The organism is Mucilaginibacter sp. A5337, assembly GCF_059690695.1.
In genome coordinates, this window is the sequence record NZ_JCAWEC010000003.1 from 108,258 (window position 1) to 124,425 (window position 16,168).

Consider the following 16,168-nt stretch of genomic DNA (forward strand, 5'->3'; position numbering starts at 1 on the left):
AGGAGCGATTTTTTTTCTGCTGTAAAACAGTAAGCCAATTTTATTGTTGAGGTAGACAGTCTTTTTTTGAGAAGTTCGACCTTAATGATCATTTTATGTTGAAAAGAATGCTGTTGGCAGTGTTGCTCATTACCGGTGCCTGCTTTAACGTTATCGCCCAATCCATCAAATACAAAAGCGTATCCGATCAGGATCTTACTTACGTTTTAAATAACCTGCAAAAGCGTTATGTATATACCGATCATAAAACGCTGAATATTGCGGTGTACCTTGTCGCCGATCAGCAGGGAGACGCTGATGCTCCGGCAGATTGCAAAACGCCGGGTTCTATTTATATAGCGGTAGCTGAAGTTAAACCCCAGCCCCAGCAATATGCTTATAAACTGAACCCGGTATGCGATCCCAAGTTTGTTAACTGGATCAAATCAAAAAAGATGTATAAGATCGCTTTCAGCTATGGCCCGGCAGCTAAAAGGAAAACAGCAACTATCGGGATTACGTTGAAAAAGCTGGTGGTGGAGTAGATTAAAAAACGTCATTGCGAGGAAACACAAGGGAAGCTCTGGAAAAAAACAAGATGACGTGCAAAATATGTTTTAGAGATATTGTGCGGGGGCCGCGGAGGGATTGCAGTGAAAAGCCCAAAGCTTGCGCCGGTTTTGTGCGCTGGCAAAGTGAGGACTTGTAACGAAAAGCCCGGGCCGCAGGCAACGCCCATGTTATAAAATTCAACCTTAAAATATATCTAATAATCAATAACTTATAATAATGTAGTGAAAAGTATAGGTTCTTTAATTCCAATTGAGAATCAACTAATATCCATTATCCCAATAATCTTTTCCTCATCAAAAGTAAAAATAGAATGTCCTTTCAGGTTTAGCTCATCGCCTTTTTTTAAGCCATTTGGTAGATCAATGGCTAAAATAGCGTTATAGTCAATAGCTATTTCGGTTTTGTTGCCGGTATGCTTAAATGACCGGATAATTTGCTCGCGGCGCTCAAAAAGCTTTACAGCTTGTTCGGCCTGATTTCTGAATGCTTCGATACCATCAAGTTCCATATTTACGTCACCATTGGATATATTCTGGAATTTAACGGATGGTGCAAGATTTTTAATCATGCCTATAACATCAAAGTTGTTATAGGTCTTTACATAATTGCTGATGATAAGTTCGCGGTGCTGCATATATTAAAGTTAACGATTATCGGATAGATTTAAGACTTACGAAGTTTTTAAAACTTCGTAAGTCTGCATAGTTTTACAGAAGTGCCAAAAGGGGGACAACAATCTGAATAATCTATTTGATCATCCCCAAATTCTGAATATAAGCGCCACCTACAGGCAACATAAAGCCATTGATGGTTACCTGGTGGCGCTCTATCTTATCAATTTTACTTACGGCAGCAATAAACGACCGGTGGATCCTGATAAATTTCTCAGCCGGAAGCAAGGCTTCAACTTCGGTAATGGTCATTCGGGTAACTACCTTGCTATCCTTCAACACAAAATTGACATAATTGCCTGTGGCTTCCAGGTGATAGATTTCATCAAAATTAACGCGTACCTGGTCATAGCCGGTTTTCAGGAAGATATAATCCTTAACATCGGTGGTGTTCCTGAAGTTGTAAAGTTCATAGGCTTTATTGCAGGCTTTGATGAACCGCGTAAGGGCGAAGGGTTTCAACAGATAATCAACCGCGTCGAGCTCAAAACTGGTAACGGCATGTTCGGTATAGGCGGTGGTAAATATTACTAGCGGTTTTTTGTTGAGGCACGTTAACAGGTCGATGCCCGAAATGTCGGGCATCTTAATATCCAGGAACAGCAGATCGACCGGCTCACGCTGCAGGTAGTCCATCGCCTTAAAGGCATCGGTAAATTCGGCCTTCAGATCAAGGAAGGGTACCTTGGCAGCGTGCGAGCGGATCACATCAAGTGCTATAGGTTCGTCATCAATGGCTATGGCAGTAATCAAAGCTTATTGCAGTTGGATAGTTAAATGTATGAAAAAATCTTTGGCGCTTTCGCGGATCACCAGTTCATGTTTGTTGGGATATAAAAGCGCCAGCCGCTGTTTAACGTTCTCCAGCCCTACACCGTTGTTATATTTTTCGGTATCGTTAACAACTTTAGGGTGAATGCTGTTGTGCACATCAAAGTAAAGCGTATTCTCTTTGGTCTGCAGGCTGATGTTGATATGCGATGGTTCGCGCAGGCTGATGCCATGTTTAAAGGCGTTTTCAATAAAAGGGATAAGCAGCATCGGTGCAATTTGCAGGGCATTCACATGATCTTCAATTTGCAGCACGATACTAATATCCGGTGAGGTTTGGGTGCGGAGCTTTTGCAGGGCGATGTAATTATTCAGGTAATCGATCTCGCGTACCAGCAATATTTTTTCCTGCATGTTTTCCTGCAACATGAAGCGCATCATATCACCCAGGCGCTGTACACCTTCGGCGGTACGTTCGGCATCTTCCTGCAGGGCAGTGCCATATAATGTATTCAACGCATTAAATAGGAAATGCGGATTAATTTGTGAGCGAAGAAAATCCAGATCGGCGGTGGAGCGGCCAAGGGCGGTTTTAAGATAGGTAATTTCCTGGTTGCCGGCCAGCTTGCGTTTGTAAACAATCCAGGCAAAGGGGCCCGTAATAAGTAGTTGTATACCGCAATTAAAGCCGCCAATAATAAATGTCGGCTCCGATGATTCAAATATCAAACTTGTTAAAATACCTATTGGGATGCTGATCAACAACATAATACCTGCAATTTTGAACAGGTAGTTAAAGATGCCACGATTTCTGGCCAGCGTTTGTGGGATTAAACTATAGAAAGACAGGGCATAAACGCCGATGGCCGCCGGTGCTATAATCACGAAAGTAGTGATCAATTCAACCGGGAAATCCGCAAGTGCCATCATAAAGGCAATGATCATACAAATTACAATCGCGATAATACAATCATGGGTAAGCACCCTGTATTTGGCTTGTATTTTATCTACATTACTTAACAGGAAATTTGCCGAATACTTGATCATGCTGTAAAAAGTAAGCATCATCATCACCCATAAAGCATACAACACATTTGTTTTAAAAACCAGATTATACACATAATCGGCAGATTTGTGGTAAAAAAGGTAGCCCTTTAGCCATGTATCGGTTATGCCGAATAAACCCCAAAGAGCAACAAGCAGGGCCAAGCCTAAAATGATGTTCCAGGCAATTCGTCTTTTTTCGGCCAGGGCAGGAACGATTACGAAGTTCCAAATTAAAAAGCCGCCATAATAGCCCGTATATCTAAATACTTCCGGGAAAAAGTAATATTTAGAATAGGAGTAATGCAGGTGGTAGTTGTTGAACATGTACCTGTATGGGGTCCATATTTCTTTGTAATTACTGTCGGCAACTTTGGTTAGCAACAGTAAAACGGCAAAAGCGTAAATAGTGGTTGCGGCCCAAAATTCAATTTTGCCAAGGTTCAGGTTCTTTTTTAGCAGATCGTTCATAGTGTTTTGAATTATGCCCGCAAGGTATAATGCACAATACTACTGAATAAATAAATGGGATGAAATACAGGATCGGTGTGATGAAGAGCCCCCTAACCCCCTAAAGGGGGAACAATGGCAGGAACGAAAGATGAAACCATGCAAATAAAAAGCACCCCCTTCAGGGGGCGGGGGGGGCGTAATCCATGATTTGTAGCAGCTCGTTCAGCTCCCGCACCTTCTCGGCCGAGCCCAGGTTTTCATAGGCGCTGATGAGGTTGCGGAGCACGCGCTTAATAATATCGGTATTAGAGCATGGCTCGTAAAACTGTTTATCGAATTTAAGGTTAAGCTGTTTCAGGAACATATCCACATCGCGTCTGCCAAACAGGAAACCTTTATTAAAGGCGTTGATATAAAACAGGATCCCGCTTTCAAATTCGCTTTGCATGCTTTCGTCAAGGTAGGCGAGTATAAAGTGCTGTGGAAGGTTCACACCATACACCGGTATATCCAGTTTTTGCGCTATGATAGAATAAATGATGGCTAACGAAATCTGGTTGCCTTTTTTGGTTTCGAGCACCTGGCTCAGGTAGCTGTTTTGAGGATCGAGATGATTGGCCGTGTTGCCGCTAAAACCATAGATATTGTAAAATACATGGTTGATCAGCTTAATTTGCTCTTTTGGACTGGCCTCGTTCATCATCTGGATCCAGATATCACGTTTGATTGCTTCTATCTGGTTAATTACCTTTTGTTCGTCAAGATCGGGGTACTGGTAGCGGTTAATGATGAGGATGCCCTGCAAAAGGTCGAAGGCACCGCTTTGGTTCCAGAGTTTCAGGTCGTTTTTAAGGTTGTTGAACTGAATTTCATGAACCAGGTTGGCAATGCGTTCCTGAAGGATAGGGTCAAAAGCCTGCTCGAACGCCGACTCAAGATAGCTGATAGCTTCGGCACCATATGAAAACAATTTGCTATACACATGTTCATATATCTCGCCGTCAGGATCATCCAGCAAGCGGATCAATGAATTTACTTCAGTTGGATTTATCATACGCTGTAATGCTAAAATACTAAACCTTTTTTATTTTTACAGCAATGTATAATATAAGGTATGGGCTTAATTATCTGCGGCACCGTTTGGGGGCCAACAACAGGCACGGCATACACTCTCCATTTGTTTACAAGCTGATTGATACGGTTATTTACGATTATCACGGCCAAAAAGTGTATCGTGAGATTGAAGAAACCATCAGAAAGCAACATTCTGACAAGGGCATGATAAATACGCTGCCGTTAAAATTTTACCGTTTACTTTATCGGTTTGCTGTTTACTTTAATCCCCAAACGATATTATTAGCTGATGCAGAGGATTACATCAGTGAACTTGTTATCAAACAAGCTAATCCAGAAGTTCAAAGTATAACATTAGCTGCACAAGGCATTTGCCCGGCTGATATGATCCTGGCGGATGCCTTGAAACAGAGCCGTGCCAATTATGCGGCAGAGATTATGCCATTCATTCATGATAATACCGTTATCATATTTACAAACATCCATCGCAATGCATCCACCAAACAATCATGGGAGCAGCTTAAATTGAATCAACAGGTTAGGGTAACTATTGATCTGTTTTATATCGGCATGGTATTTTTTAAACCGGGGATGAGCAGGGAAGATTTCAGGGTGAGGTATTGATAGCTTATGGTTCATAGATCAGGGTTCATAGCCGAAGCCACTAAATTCATCTATGATACGATATTATGCATGAACTATGAACCATCAACCATGAACTCAAAATCAAAACGACTGCCCCAACCCAATATAAAAGCCGGTTAATCTTTTTTCGTTAGGGATCTTCTGGCCAACACCATAGTCAATACGTACGGCAAGTCCTTTTTCTACATCAAAAAAGTAACGGACGCCGCCGCCATAATTGGGTTTTAGTTCGGATGCGCTGAAGCTGTTTTTAAAAACTTCGCCTCCGCCTACGAAGCCTGCAAAACCTATACGGTTACTTAACCGGTAACGCAGCTCGGCCTGCCCGGCTAACATATTCCTGTCGCGGAAACGGCCGTTGTAATAGCCTCGCATTAACTCGTCGCTTCCCAGATCGGGCAGTAAATAAAATGGCGAGGTGCTGCCGGTTAAACTTTGCTCCTGTACGTCGAGGCCCAATACCCATTTAGGTGCCAGTAAAAAAAACTGGGAGTATTCGATATTAAAGAAACCGCCTTTATAATCATTGTTACCAAAGATGCCATGTATGGCCTGGAAGTAGGCGTTTACAATAAGCCCTTTGGTGGTATAAGTGTTGTTGTTCCGGTTGTCAAATATAATGGTAGGGCCTATATAAACACTTGGTCCGCCGCTGCGGTTTTCAACACGCGGATCAGTATAAAAGATACCTGTTTTATCGTCGTCATTGAATTTGTAATCCCAGGCACCGCCTATTATGCCGGCATACAGGTTATTGGAGATCTTTTTTTCAGCAGTAAAATTTACCTTGAACCGTTTTTGACCAATCCTGTCGGAGTTGGCCTTTAATGTATTGTTGCCGATGCCATAAAAATCGAAAGGGAAATTAATGTAACTGACGCCGGCAGTGAGGTGATAGTCGTTCCCGGGTGTCCAGTAGCTGGTAGTAAGGCTTAACCGGCTTTGACCTTTAGTTGTTATAGTGGCGTAACCAAAAACATTGGATACGCGGGTATTAAGTTTTGAAGTATCGGTATAAAAAGAAAGGAGGCCTGCACCGCCAACCTCAAGCCCGGTTTCGGGAGCTGAGCTTAATACCGGTAATATAACAAAACTACTTTTGCGTGTAGTATCTTTATCAAAATACATGCGCTTTATAGCCCGGGATATTTGTGAAAAGGCACTGGTTGAAAGGGCACAGAACAGTATTAATATGGCAAGTTTCTTCATAGATGTTTGTAATGGCTAATATAACCCATTTTGTTGTATAAGGTTCTGTGAGGGGTATTTTAAAATTATGATGACAATATGAAGATGGATAGGGGAGGTGGGAGCGCTAAATTTAAATACGAAATGGTTATAAAAAGATAAAGTTCCATTTAAAATTCAATTTAACTAAAATGTCTACTTTTGCGGCTGAAATTTTATTGAAATATTATGAGCACTACAAGAGGACCTATTTCGCAGTTTATTGAAAGAAATTATCTGCACTTTAACGCCGCGGCATTAATGGATGCAGCTAAAGGCTATGAAACACACCTTGAAGAAGGCGGTAAAATGATGGTAACCTTAGCTGGTGCCATGAGTACTGCTGAGCTGGGTATTTCGCTGGCCGAGATGATCCGCCAGGATAAAATTGCTATTATTTCATGTACAGGCGCCAACCTTGAAGAGGATATCATGAACCTCGTGGCACACTCACACTACAAAAGGGTACCTAACTATCGCGACCTGAGCCCTCAGGAAGAGTGGGATCTGCTTGAAAATCACTATAACCGTGTTACCGATACCTGCATCCCGGAAGAAGAAGCTTTCCGCCGTTTGCAAAAACATATCCACAAAATCTGGAAAGATGCTGATGACAGCGGCGAGCGCTATTTTCCACATGAGTACATGTACAAAATTTTGTTAAGCGGCGAGTTGGAGCAATACTATGAAATTGATCCTAAAAACTCATGGATGCTGGCTGCTGCCGAAAAGAACCTGCCGATCGTTGTACCGGGATGGGAAGATTCGACCATGGGAAACATCTTTGCTTCATACGTAATTAAAGGCGAGCTTAAAGCATCAACCATGAAAAGCGGTATCGAATACATGGCATGGCTGGCCGACTGGTATACTAAAAACTCATCGGGCAAAGGCATAGGCTTTTTCCAGATTGGTGGTGGTATAGCAGGCGACTTCCCGATATGCGTTGTGCCTATGCTTTACCAGGATATGGAGATGCATGATGTACCTTTCTGGAGCTACTTCTGCCAGATCTCTGATTCAACTACGTCATATGGTTCATATTCTGGAGCTGTTCCTAACGAAAAAATAACCTGGGGCAAGCTCGACATCCATACACCGAAGTTTATAGTAGAGAGTGACGCAACCATTGTTGCACCGCTTATTTTTGCCTGGTTACTAAAACAATAGATAAAATTTTATAATTAAAGTTGGATTGTAATTATTCCCAAAAAATGTCAAATGACATTAATATGCATTTAGCAGCGTTTAAACGCAGTTTTTTGTCTATTTAGAACGATTATAAATTATAGGTTGGTGTCATTTATGTGTCACCGATAGTGTATAAAATTATACTTTTGTGCCTGTAATTATCCGATGAAACATACATCTTACAACAGTTTCAATCATTAATATAAAAATTATTTAGCATAAATACACTGTATGAGAAGTTTCTCATTGATTCTTAAACAATTCTCAAGGTCGGTTTTACTGATTGCCGGGTTTGCTTTTTGGAGTTTATCTGCTGCGTACGCGCAAACTGACGCTGCTAAAGGCGAGGCCATTTTCAAATCAAAATGTACTACCTGTCACAAAATCGAAAGCCGCTTAATTGGTCCGGCATTAGGCCCGCAACTTACTCAGGAAACTGATGATAAATATCTTATCCAGTGGATCCAGAATAACCAGGCGCTGATTGCTGCTAAAAACCCTAAGGCACTCAAAATTTATAATGAGTATAACCAGTCGGGCATGACCGTATTCGCTGACCTTAGCGATGCCGATGTAGGTAATATCATAACCTATGTGCGCAATACCTGGAAAGAAGATCAGGCAAAACCAGCTGCCGGTGCTGCTGCTCCGGGTGCCAAAGTTGAAAGCGGCCCAAGCGAAGTGGTTGTTTTCGGTTTGATCGGTATTATCGTTATCGCCTTTATCGTTATCCTGGTATTAAACAGGGTAGTAGGTTCTTTAGAGCGGATCCTGCTTAAAAACAAAGACCTTATTATTGAGGACGAAGTTGTTACTGCTGAAGGTGCTGTAGCTGTTGATCGTAAAAAGGAATTTATCACCAAGATTCTTAAAAACAAAAAGCTGGTATTCTTTATACTGGTTAGCGGTACTATTGCTATGTGCAGCTGGGGTTGGGTTTCTTTGTGGAACACTAACGTGCACCAGGGTTATCAGCCGGTACAGCCAATTAAATATTCGCACGAGTTACACGCCGGTATCATGAAAATTGATTGCCAGTACTGTCACTCAGGTGCATACAAGTCAAAAAATGCTTCTATTCCTTCATTAAACGTGTGTATGAACTGCCACAAGGTTGTTAAAACCGAGTCGGAAGAGATACATAAGATCTATGACGCTTTGGGCTACGATCCGAAAACGCAGAAGTATGACAGTACTGCGGCTAAACCAATTCAATGGGTGCGTATCCACAACCTGCCTGACTTAGCTTACTTTAACCACTCACAACACGTAAAAGTTGGTGGTATTAAATGTCAGCAGTGCCATGGTCCGGTACAGGAAATGAAAGAGGTTTACCAATACTCTCCGCTTACCATGAAATGGTGTATCCAGTGCCACAAACGTACCGAAGTTAACGGTAAAGGCAATGCTTACTATGACAGCATCCTGGCTGCACACGATAAGATCAAGAAAGGTGAGAAAGTTACAGCCGCCGTGTTAGGTGGTATCGAGTGCGGTAAGTGTCACTATTAATAAAAAGAATTTAGCATTACAGTTTATATAGCTTAAATGGACAGCAATAAAAAATACTGGAAAGGTTTAGAAGAACTAAACAGAACACCAGAATTTGTTGAGAAAAATAAAAACGAATTTGCAGAGCCAATTCCTATCGAGGAAGTGCTTAGCGGATCTGGTTTATCAGCTAAAACCCCACGTCGCGACTTTTTAAAGGCGCTTGGCTTTGGTGTTGGTGCAGTTACATTGGCGGCTTGTCAGAAAGTGCCGGTGCATAAATCAATTCCATACCTGATTAAACCTGAAGAGGTTACGCCGGGTGTGGCTAACTACTACTCTTCAACCTATGAAGGCCAGGCTATCCTGGTTAAAACCCGCGAAGGCCGCCCTATCAAAGTTGAAGGTAACCCTAACGACGTGTTTTCAAAAGGCGGTTTAAGTGCTCAGGCCCAGGCTTCGGTACTTGACCTGTATGATGTTAACCGTTTAAAAGACCCTAAATTAAAAGGTAGCGAAGCTGGCTGGGCCGAGGTTGACGCTTATGTAATGAAAGAGCTTGCAGCTGTTGCTGCAGCAGGTAAAGGTATCCGTTTGGTTACTTCAACTGTATACAGCCCTTCAACCTTAGCAGTTATTGCCGAGTTCATCGCTAAATACCCTACTACAAAACATATCAATTATGATGCGGTTTCATACACCGGTATCATCCAGGCAAATCAAAACAGTTTTGGTAAAGCAGTATTGCCTCACTACAACTTTGATAAAGCCGATGTAATCGTAAGTTTCGGTGCTGATTTCTTAGGTACATGGATCTCTGGCGAAGAGTTTACCCGCCAGTACGTTTCAAACCGTAACAGCAAATCGCTGGCAAACAAAAAAATGTCGCGCCACATTCAGTTTGAAACTGGTATGAGCATGACCGGTACCAACGCCGATGCCCGTATCACAACCAAACCTTCGGAAATTGGTGTTGCACTAATAAACCTTTACAACGCAATATCAGGTACTACTTTACCTGGTTCAAAAGCAACCGGCAGCAAAAAAGTTGATACTGCTATTCAGTTAGCCGCTAAAGAATTAGTTGCTGCTAAGGGTAAAGCATTGGTTGTTTCGGGCTCAAACGATGTTGCTACACAAGTATTGGTAAATGCTATCAACTCCCTATTAGATAGCTACGGTACTACTATTGATTTGGATAACCCTTCAAAACAATACGCTGGTAACGACGCTGCATTTGTTGAGTTTGTAAACGAAGTAAAACGCGGTGATGTTGGTGCTGTATTCTTCCTGAATGCTAACCCTGCTTACGATTACTATAAAAATGATGAATTTAAAGCGGCGCTTAAAAACGTTCGTTTAACAGTATCATTTGCTGATCATGACGACGAAACAGCTTTATTGGCTACAGTTAATGCTCCAAACCACCACTATTTAGAGACTTGGGGTGATGCTAACGCTGTTGAAGGCTACTACACTGTGGTTCAGCCGACAATTAACCCGGTTTATAACACCCGCCAGGCCGAGCACAGCTTACTGGTTTGGATGGAAAACCCAATAAAAGATTACTACACTTATGTACGCAAAACCTGGGATTCAGGTTTGTTAGCAAAAGGTGGCTTATCTGGCCAAAAAGGATGGGAAACCTTGTTGCAAACAGGTATGGTGATAGCTGCTCCTGCAACAGCAGGCGCTTACAGCTTTAGCCTTGACCTTGCCGGTGTAACACAAAAAATATTAACCCAGAGCAAAGCTGTTGCCGCAGATGGCGACAAATTTGAATTACAACTTTATGTAAGCCAGGCTATAGGTGATGGTAAACGTGCCAACAACCCATGGTTACAGGAGCTTCCTGATCCGGTTTCAAAAGTTACCTGGGATAACTTTGCTGCCATGTCAATTTCTGATATGAAGAAATTGAAACTGGAAGAAGGTGACGTGATCAAAATTGAAGCTAATGGTTACTCAGTTGAGTTGCCGGTATTGGCTCAGCCAGGTCAAACACAAGGCACCTTATCAGTTGCTGTTGGTTACGGCCGTACAAATGCTGGTCCGGTTGGTAATAATGTTGGTAAAAATGCCTTCCCATTCTTTAGCTTAAGCAATGGTACTTTCCAAACTGCTGCTGTAGCATCATTCAAATCGGCCGGTTACAAATCGCCGCTTGCGCAAACACAAACCCACCACTCATACGAAGGTAGGAGCGTGATTCGCGAGGCCACTTTTGTTGAGTACAAAAAGAATCCTGCAGCAGGCAGCGGTAACGAGCATGGTCGTAAAGATTACAATGCTGAATCACTTTGGGATAATCATGATCGCCCTGTTTATGATTGGGTAATGGCTATTGACCTAAACGCATGTACCGGTTGCGGTGCCTGTGTGGTTGCATGTTCTGCAGAAAATAACATTCCGGTTGTAGGTAAAGATGAAGTTTCACGTCGTCGTGAAATGCACTGGATCCGTATCGACCGTTACTATAGCTACAATGACCACGGCAACAGCGAAGAAGCAGTTACCAAAGAAAAGGAAATTGATAAGCTTGAAAACTTTGACAATGTATCGGTTGTGCATCAGCCAATGCTTTGCCAGCACTGTGACCACGCACCTTGCGAAACTGTGTGCCCGGTATTAGCTACCGTTCACTCGTCTGAAGGTTTAAACCACATGGCTTACAACCGTTGCGTAGGTACCCGTTATTGCGCTAACAACTGTCCGTTCAAAGTACGTCGTTTTAACTGGTTCAACTACTGGAACGATGCACGTTTTGACAACTACCTGCAAGGTGAGCATACACAATTAGTACTTAACCCGGATGTGGTTACACGTTTCCGTGGTGTTATGGAAAAATGTTCAATGTGTATCCAACGTATCCAGGCTGGTAAACTGAAAGCTAAAATTGAAAAGCGCCCGCTTAAAGATGGCGAAATCAAAATGGCTTGTCAGCAAACATGTTCTGCCAACGCTATCGTGTTCGGTAACAGAAATGATCCTAACTCTGAAGTTTCAAAAGCACTTGCAAGTGAAAGAACTTACTACGTGCTTGAAGAACTTAACGTACAGCCAGGTATTGGTTACCAGACAAAAGTTAGAAATATAATAGAAACTGAAGCTCAGGCATAAATTTTTATATACAGAGATTAAGATATATGGCATCTCATAGTGAATCAATAATAAGGGAACCGTTAATTACGGGTAAGGACATCACGTATGCAAAAATTACGAATGATGTATTACGCCCTGTAGAAAATATGCCGGGTAAAGCCTGGTGGATCGGTTTTAGTGTGGCTTCGCTTGGCGCCTCACTTTGGGTTTTCGCGATCAGCTGGACTTTCTGGTTCGGTTTAGGTGAGTGGGGCCTGAACAAAACAGTAGGATGGGCCTGGGACATTACCGGTTTCGTATGGTGGGTAGGTATCGGTCACGCCGGTACGCTAATCTCTGCCGTATTGTTACTCTTCCGTCAAAACTGGCGTAACTCCATTAACCGCTCGGCCGAGGCGATGACCATCTTTGCGGTAATTTGTGCGGCTACTTATATCGCCGCTCACATGGGCCGTCCATGGATGGCTGTTTATTCCTTACCGCTACCAAACCAATACGGTTCGTTATGGGTAAACTGGAACTCACCGCTTATCTGGGACGTATTTGCGATCTCAACATACTTCTCGGTTTCATTGGTATTCTGGTACACAGGTTTATTGCCTGATATCGCTACCATCCGTGACCGTGCTCAAGGTATCCGCCGCCGTATCTATTCGGTACTTTCATTCGGCTGGACAGGTTCAGTAAAAACCTGGCAGCGTTTTGAAACAGTATCATTGATCCTGGCGGGCGTTTCAACCCCACTGGTACTTTCGGTACACACCATCGTATCAATGGACTTTGCAACCTCATTGGAACCGGGATGGCACACTACCATCTTCCCTCCATACTTCGTTGCTGGTGCGATCTTCTCAGGTTTCGCCATGGTACAAACCCTGTTGCTTATTGCACGTAAGGTTTTAGGCCTGGAAAACTATATCACCATGTTCCATATCGAATCGATGAACAAGATCATCATGTTAACAGGTTCGATAGTAGGTGTAGCTTATTTAACGGAATTGTTCATCGCTTTCTACTCGCAAAACGAGTACGAGCAATATGCTTTCGCAAACCGTATTGCCGGTCCGTACTGGTGGGCTTACTGGAGCATGATGACCTGTAACGTAATTACCCCACAGCTGTTCTGGTTCAAAAAGATCCGTACCAACATTCCGCTGTCATGGGTATTATCAATCGTGGTTAACATCGGTATGTGGTTTGAACGTTTTGTAATTATCGTTACCTCACTGCACCGCGACTTTATACCTTCAAGCTGGGCTATGTTCTATCCAACCTGGGTTGACGTGAGCGTGTTCATCGGTTCAATTGGTGTATTCTTTACTATGTTCCTGCTGTTCATCAGGGTGTTACCTTCAGTGGCTATGGCCGAGGTGAAATTACTGCTGAAAAGCTCAAGCGAGCAGGCTAAGAAAAAACTTATGGACGAAGGCCATGTTGTACCTGCCGAAGCAGAGTTTTATATCGCTTCGCTGGAGAAATTTGATAGTGTTGAACAGTCTGAATACTTAAAAGCATAATACTAATGAGTAGCACTAAATATATATTAGGCGTTTTTGATGATCCCGATGATATGATGCACGGGATTGATAAGCTGCAAAAGAACAGCGTACCTATTTATGACGTTTATACACCTATGCCTATCCACGGTATTGAGGCTAAATTAAACATCAAAGATTCGCGTCTTGGTTATGCAGCATTTATGTTCGGTTGTTTAGGTGGCACCATTATGTTCAGCATGGTTTATTATATGCTGGTTCATGACTGGCCTATCAACATCGGTGGTAAAAACTTTTTCGCTATTCCGGATTTTATCCCGGTTACATTTGAGTGGACGGTATTGTGGACCTCGTTTGGTATGACATTTACCTTCTTCTTTGCAAGTCACCTGTTCCCGGGCCGTGCGCCAAGGGTAATGGACCTGCGTGCAACTGACGATAAGTTTGTAATTGCAATTAACGCTAAAGGAAGCATTCCTCACGACGATATAACTAATTTACTAAAAGAAGCGGGCGCTACAGAAGTTAAGCATAACGACAGAAAATATGTTAGCTATGAATAAAATTAAAATATTAGGAACAATTGTTACTATTATCGCTGCTTCGATAGTTTTTACATCGTGCAAGGATAAAAGAAGTACCGGCTGGGAGTATGCACCTAATATGTACGAGCATTTGGCATACGATCCGGATCAAAAAAATAACAATTTTAAAGATGGTAAAACTGCACAGGTACCACCTGCGGGAACTATCCCGGTTGGCTTTACCAAATTTGATTATCCAAATACCAAAGAAGGTTATGAATTAGCCAGCGTTGAGGTTAAATCAGTACTGGCACAAACCCAGGCTAACTACGCCGACGGTAAGATTTTATTTGAGCATTTCTGCTCTCCTTGCCATGGTGTTAACGGTCAGGGTGACGGATTGGTGGTTCAGCACGGTTATCCGGCGCCTCCATCGTATTCAAAAGGCCAGTCATCACGCGGTGGTAACATGAAAGACCTTACAGACGGTAAAATTTATCATACCATTACTTACGGTGTAAATGCTATGGGTTCATACGCTTCTCAGCTTGCTCCCGAAGAACGCTGGAAAGTGATCATGTATGTTCACCATTTACAAACCTTATAAGAAAAAGATATTAATGAAGACTCATAATAATTTTGACGGGCAATACGAATTTGTCGGCAAAGCCAAAACATGGAGCTTGATATGCATCGTGATTGGTTTGGTTGCCATACTTGGTGGCTTTGCGCTTGGTTATACCGAGCGTACGTTTGCCAACCTGTTGCTAATGACCTATTACTTTGCTGCGGTTTGTATGTGCGGTATTTTCTTTTGCGCCGTACAGTATGCAGCGCAGGCTGGCTGGTCTGCATCGATGATCAGAATTCCGCAGGCTTTTGGTAAAGTTTTACCTATTGCTGCAATTTCTCTAATTATTGTTGTTATCGCCGGGTTTTCATTAACACATACAGTAACCAACGAAGAAGGTAAGCAGGTTGTTGCTCCTTACTTATATAAGATTTGGGCTGCTGTTGGCGTTACTGATCCTCATAGCGAAAATTACAACGCTATTATCGCTGGTAAATCAGGTTACATGAACAAAGTTGGATTTGTGATCCGTTTGATCTGCTTCCTTGGTTCATATTGCATATTCGGTCGATTATTGGCTAAATACTCTGAGGCTGAGGATGAGTTGGGTGGCATGTTCTACTATAAAAAGAGCTTTAACATGTCATGTTTGTTCCTGGTGATCTTTGGTTTCACTACGCCTATATACGCTTTCGATACCATCATGTCATTAGAGGCGGAATGGTTCTCAACCATGTTTGGCTGGTACAACTTCGCAGCAATGTGGGTAAGCGGATTATCTGTTATTACACTTACGCTGATCAGGTTAAAACGTATTGGTTACTTTGAATGGGTTTCAGAAGACCACATGCACAGCTTAACCAAATTTATCTTCGGTTTCTCTATCTTCTGGACTTACGTATGGTTTGCTCAATTCTTGCTGATCTACTACGCTAACATGCCTGAAGAAACTGTTTACTTCTTTAAACGCTGGGAGCCTGAATTTAAACCGTGGTTCTGGATCAATATCGTTATCAACTTCCTTACTCCTTTATTGGTGTTGATGTCACGTGATTCTAAACGTATCTATCGTACAGTTGAGATTATGTGTATCATCCTGATTGTTGGTCACTGGTTAGATTACTTTATGATGATTATGCCTGGTACAGTTGGTCCAACTTCATCATGGTTAACTGAGATTGGCCCGATTGAGATAGGCGTGTTCTTAGGCTTCGGAGGTTTATTCACCTTCACCGCGATGACAGCTTTAACCAAGTTCAAATCGCTGGTTCCTAAAAAACACCCGTTCTTACAGGAAAGCCTTCATCATCACATATAATAATTATTACATTTGCACCAAAATACAGAATACCAAAC

At 42.4% G+C, this 16,168-nt stretch carries 14 protein-coding genes; 9 read left to right on the forward strand and 5 right to left on the reverse strand.

The genetic code is table 11. From position 1 onward, the window contains the following. Positions 1-95 precede the first annotated feature (95 nt). Positions 96-524 (forward strand): hypothetical protein, encoded by a 429-nt coding sequence (locus AC59JO_RS10345; protein ID WP_413666141.1) that lies wholly within the window; start codon positions 96-98, stop codon positions 522-524. A gap of 284 nt (positions 525-808) precedes the next feature. Here AC59JO_RS10345 and AC59JO_RS10350 read toward each other — a convergent pair whose 3' ends face one another. The 4 genes from AC59JO_RS10350 to AC59JO_RS10365 form a co-directional block, all read right to left on the reverse strand. Next, complete coding sequence (locus tag AC59JO_RS10350) at positions 809-1,186, reverse strand: nuclear transport factor 2 family protein (protein ID WP_413666142.1); 378 nt, start codon at positions 1,184-1,186, stop codon at positions 809-811. Between the two features lie 112 nt (positions 1,187-1,298). Next, positions 1,299-1,976 carry a LytR/AlgR family response regulator transcription factor gene (locus tag AC59JO_RS10355; RefSeq protein WP_497305165.1) on the reverse strand — a complete coding sequence of 226 codons (678 nt, stop codon included), beginning with the start codon at positions 1,974-1,976 and terminating at the stop codon, positions 1,299-1,301. Positions 1,977-1,979: 3 nt separating this feature from the next. After that, on the reverse strand, positions 1,980-3,509 hold the full coding sequence (locus tag AC59JO_RS10360; RefSeq protein ID WP_497305167.1) for a sensor histidine kinase: 1,530 nt from the start codon (positions 3,507-3,509) through the stop codon (positions 1,980-1,982). 160 nt (positions 3,510-3,669) lie between these two features. Then, positions 3,670-4,545 carry a transglutaminase family protein gene (locus tag AC59JO_RS10365; RefSeq protein WP_497305169.1) on the reverse strand — a complete coding sequence of 292 codons (876 nt, stop codon included), beginning with the start codon at positions 4,543-4,545 and terminating at the stop codon, positions 3,670-3,672. A 44-nt stretch (positions 4,546-4,589) separates the two neighbouring features. Here AC59JO_RS10365 and AC59JO_RS10370 point away from each other — a divergent pair, with 44 nt between their 5' ends. Then, on the forward strand, positions 4,590-5,189 hold the full coding sequence (locus AC59JO_RS10370; protein ID WP_497305171.1) for a hypothetical protein: 600 nt from the start codon (positions 4,590-4,592) through the stop codon (positions 5,187-5,189). Between the two features lie 102 nt (positions 5,190-5,291). On the opposite strand, the gene AC59JO_RS10375 is transcribed toward AC59JO_RS10370, so the two are convergent. Further along, positions 5,292-6,419 carry a BamA/TamA family outer membrane protein gene (locus AC59JO_RS10375; RefSeq protein ID WP_497305173.1) on the reverse strand — a complete coding sequence of 376 codons (1,128 nt, stop codon included), beginning with the start codon at positions 6,417-6,419 and terminating at the stop codon, positions 5,292-5,294. 207 nt (positions 6,420-6,626) lie between these two features. Here AC59JO_RS10375 and AC59JO_RS10380 point away from each other — a divergent pair, with 207 nt between their 5' ends. The 7 genes from AC59JO_RS10380 (at position 6,627) to AC59JO_RS10410 (ending at position 16,130) form a co-directional block, all read left to right on the forward strand. Next, on the forward strand, positions 6,627-7,607 hold the full coding sequence (locus tag AC59JO_RS10380; RefSeq protein WP_090530168.1) for a deoxyhypusine synthase family protein: 981 nt from the start codon (positions 6,627-6,629) through the stop codon (positions 7,605-7,607). 252 nt (positions 7,608-7,859) lie between these two features. Continuing rightward, complete coding sequence (locus tag AC59JO_RS10385) at positions 7,860-9,140, forward strand: c-type cytochrome (RefSeq protein ID WP_497305175.1); 1,281 nt, start codon at positions 7,860-7,862, stop codon at positions 9,138-9,140. A 36-nt stretch (positions 9,141-9,176) separates the two neighbouring features. Then, entirely contained in the window at positions 9,177-12,239 is a 3,063-nt protein-coding gene (locus AC59JO_RS10390; protein ID WP_497305177.1) for a TAT-variant-translocated molybdopterin oxidoreductase, read from the forward strand. A 26-nt stretch (positions 12,240-12,265) separates the two neighbouring features. Beyond that, a complete protein-coding gene (gene nrfD, locus AC59JO_RS10395) occupies positions 12,266-13,738 on the forward strand; it encodes an NrfD/PsrC family molybdoenzyme membrane anchor subunit (RefSeq protein WP_091165019.1) in 1,473 nt (490 codons plus the stop codon). Between the two features lie 5 nt (positions 13,739-13,743). Then, a complete protein-coding gene (locus AC59JO_RS10400) occupies positions 13,744-14,280 on the forward strand; it encodes a DUF3341 domain-containing protein (protein ID WP_091213026.1) in 537 nt (178 codons plus the stop codon). Further along, complete coding sequence (locus AC59JO_RS10405) at positions 14,264-14,848, forward strand: c-type cytochrome (protein ID WP_413666150.1); 585 nt, start codon at positions 14,264-14,266, stop codon at positions 14,846-14,848. Before AC59JO_RS10400 ends, AC59JO_RS10405 begins: the two co-directional genes overlap by 17 nt. 13 nt (positions 14,849-14,861) lie before the next feature. Beyond that, positions 14,862-16,130, forward strand: coding sequence for a quinol:cytochrome C oxidoreductase (locus AC59JO_RS10410; protein ID WP_497305180.1), 1,269 nt, complete (start codon positions 14,862-14,864; stop codon positions 16,128-16,130). Positions 16,131-16,168 lie beyond the last annotated feature (38 nt).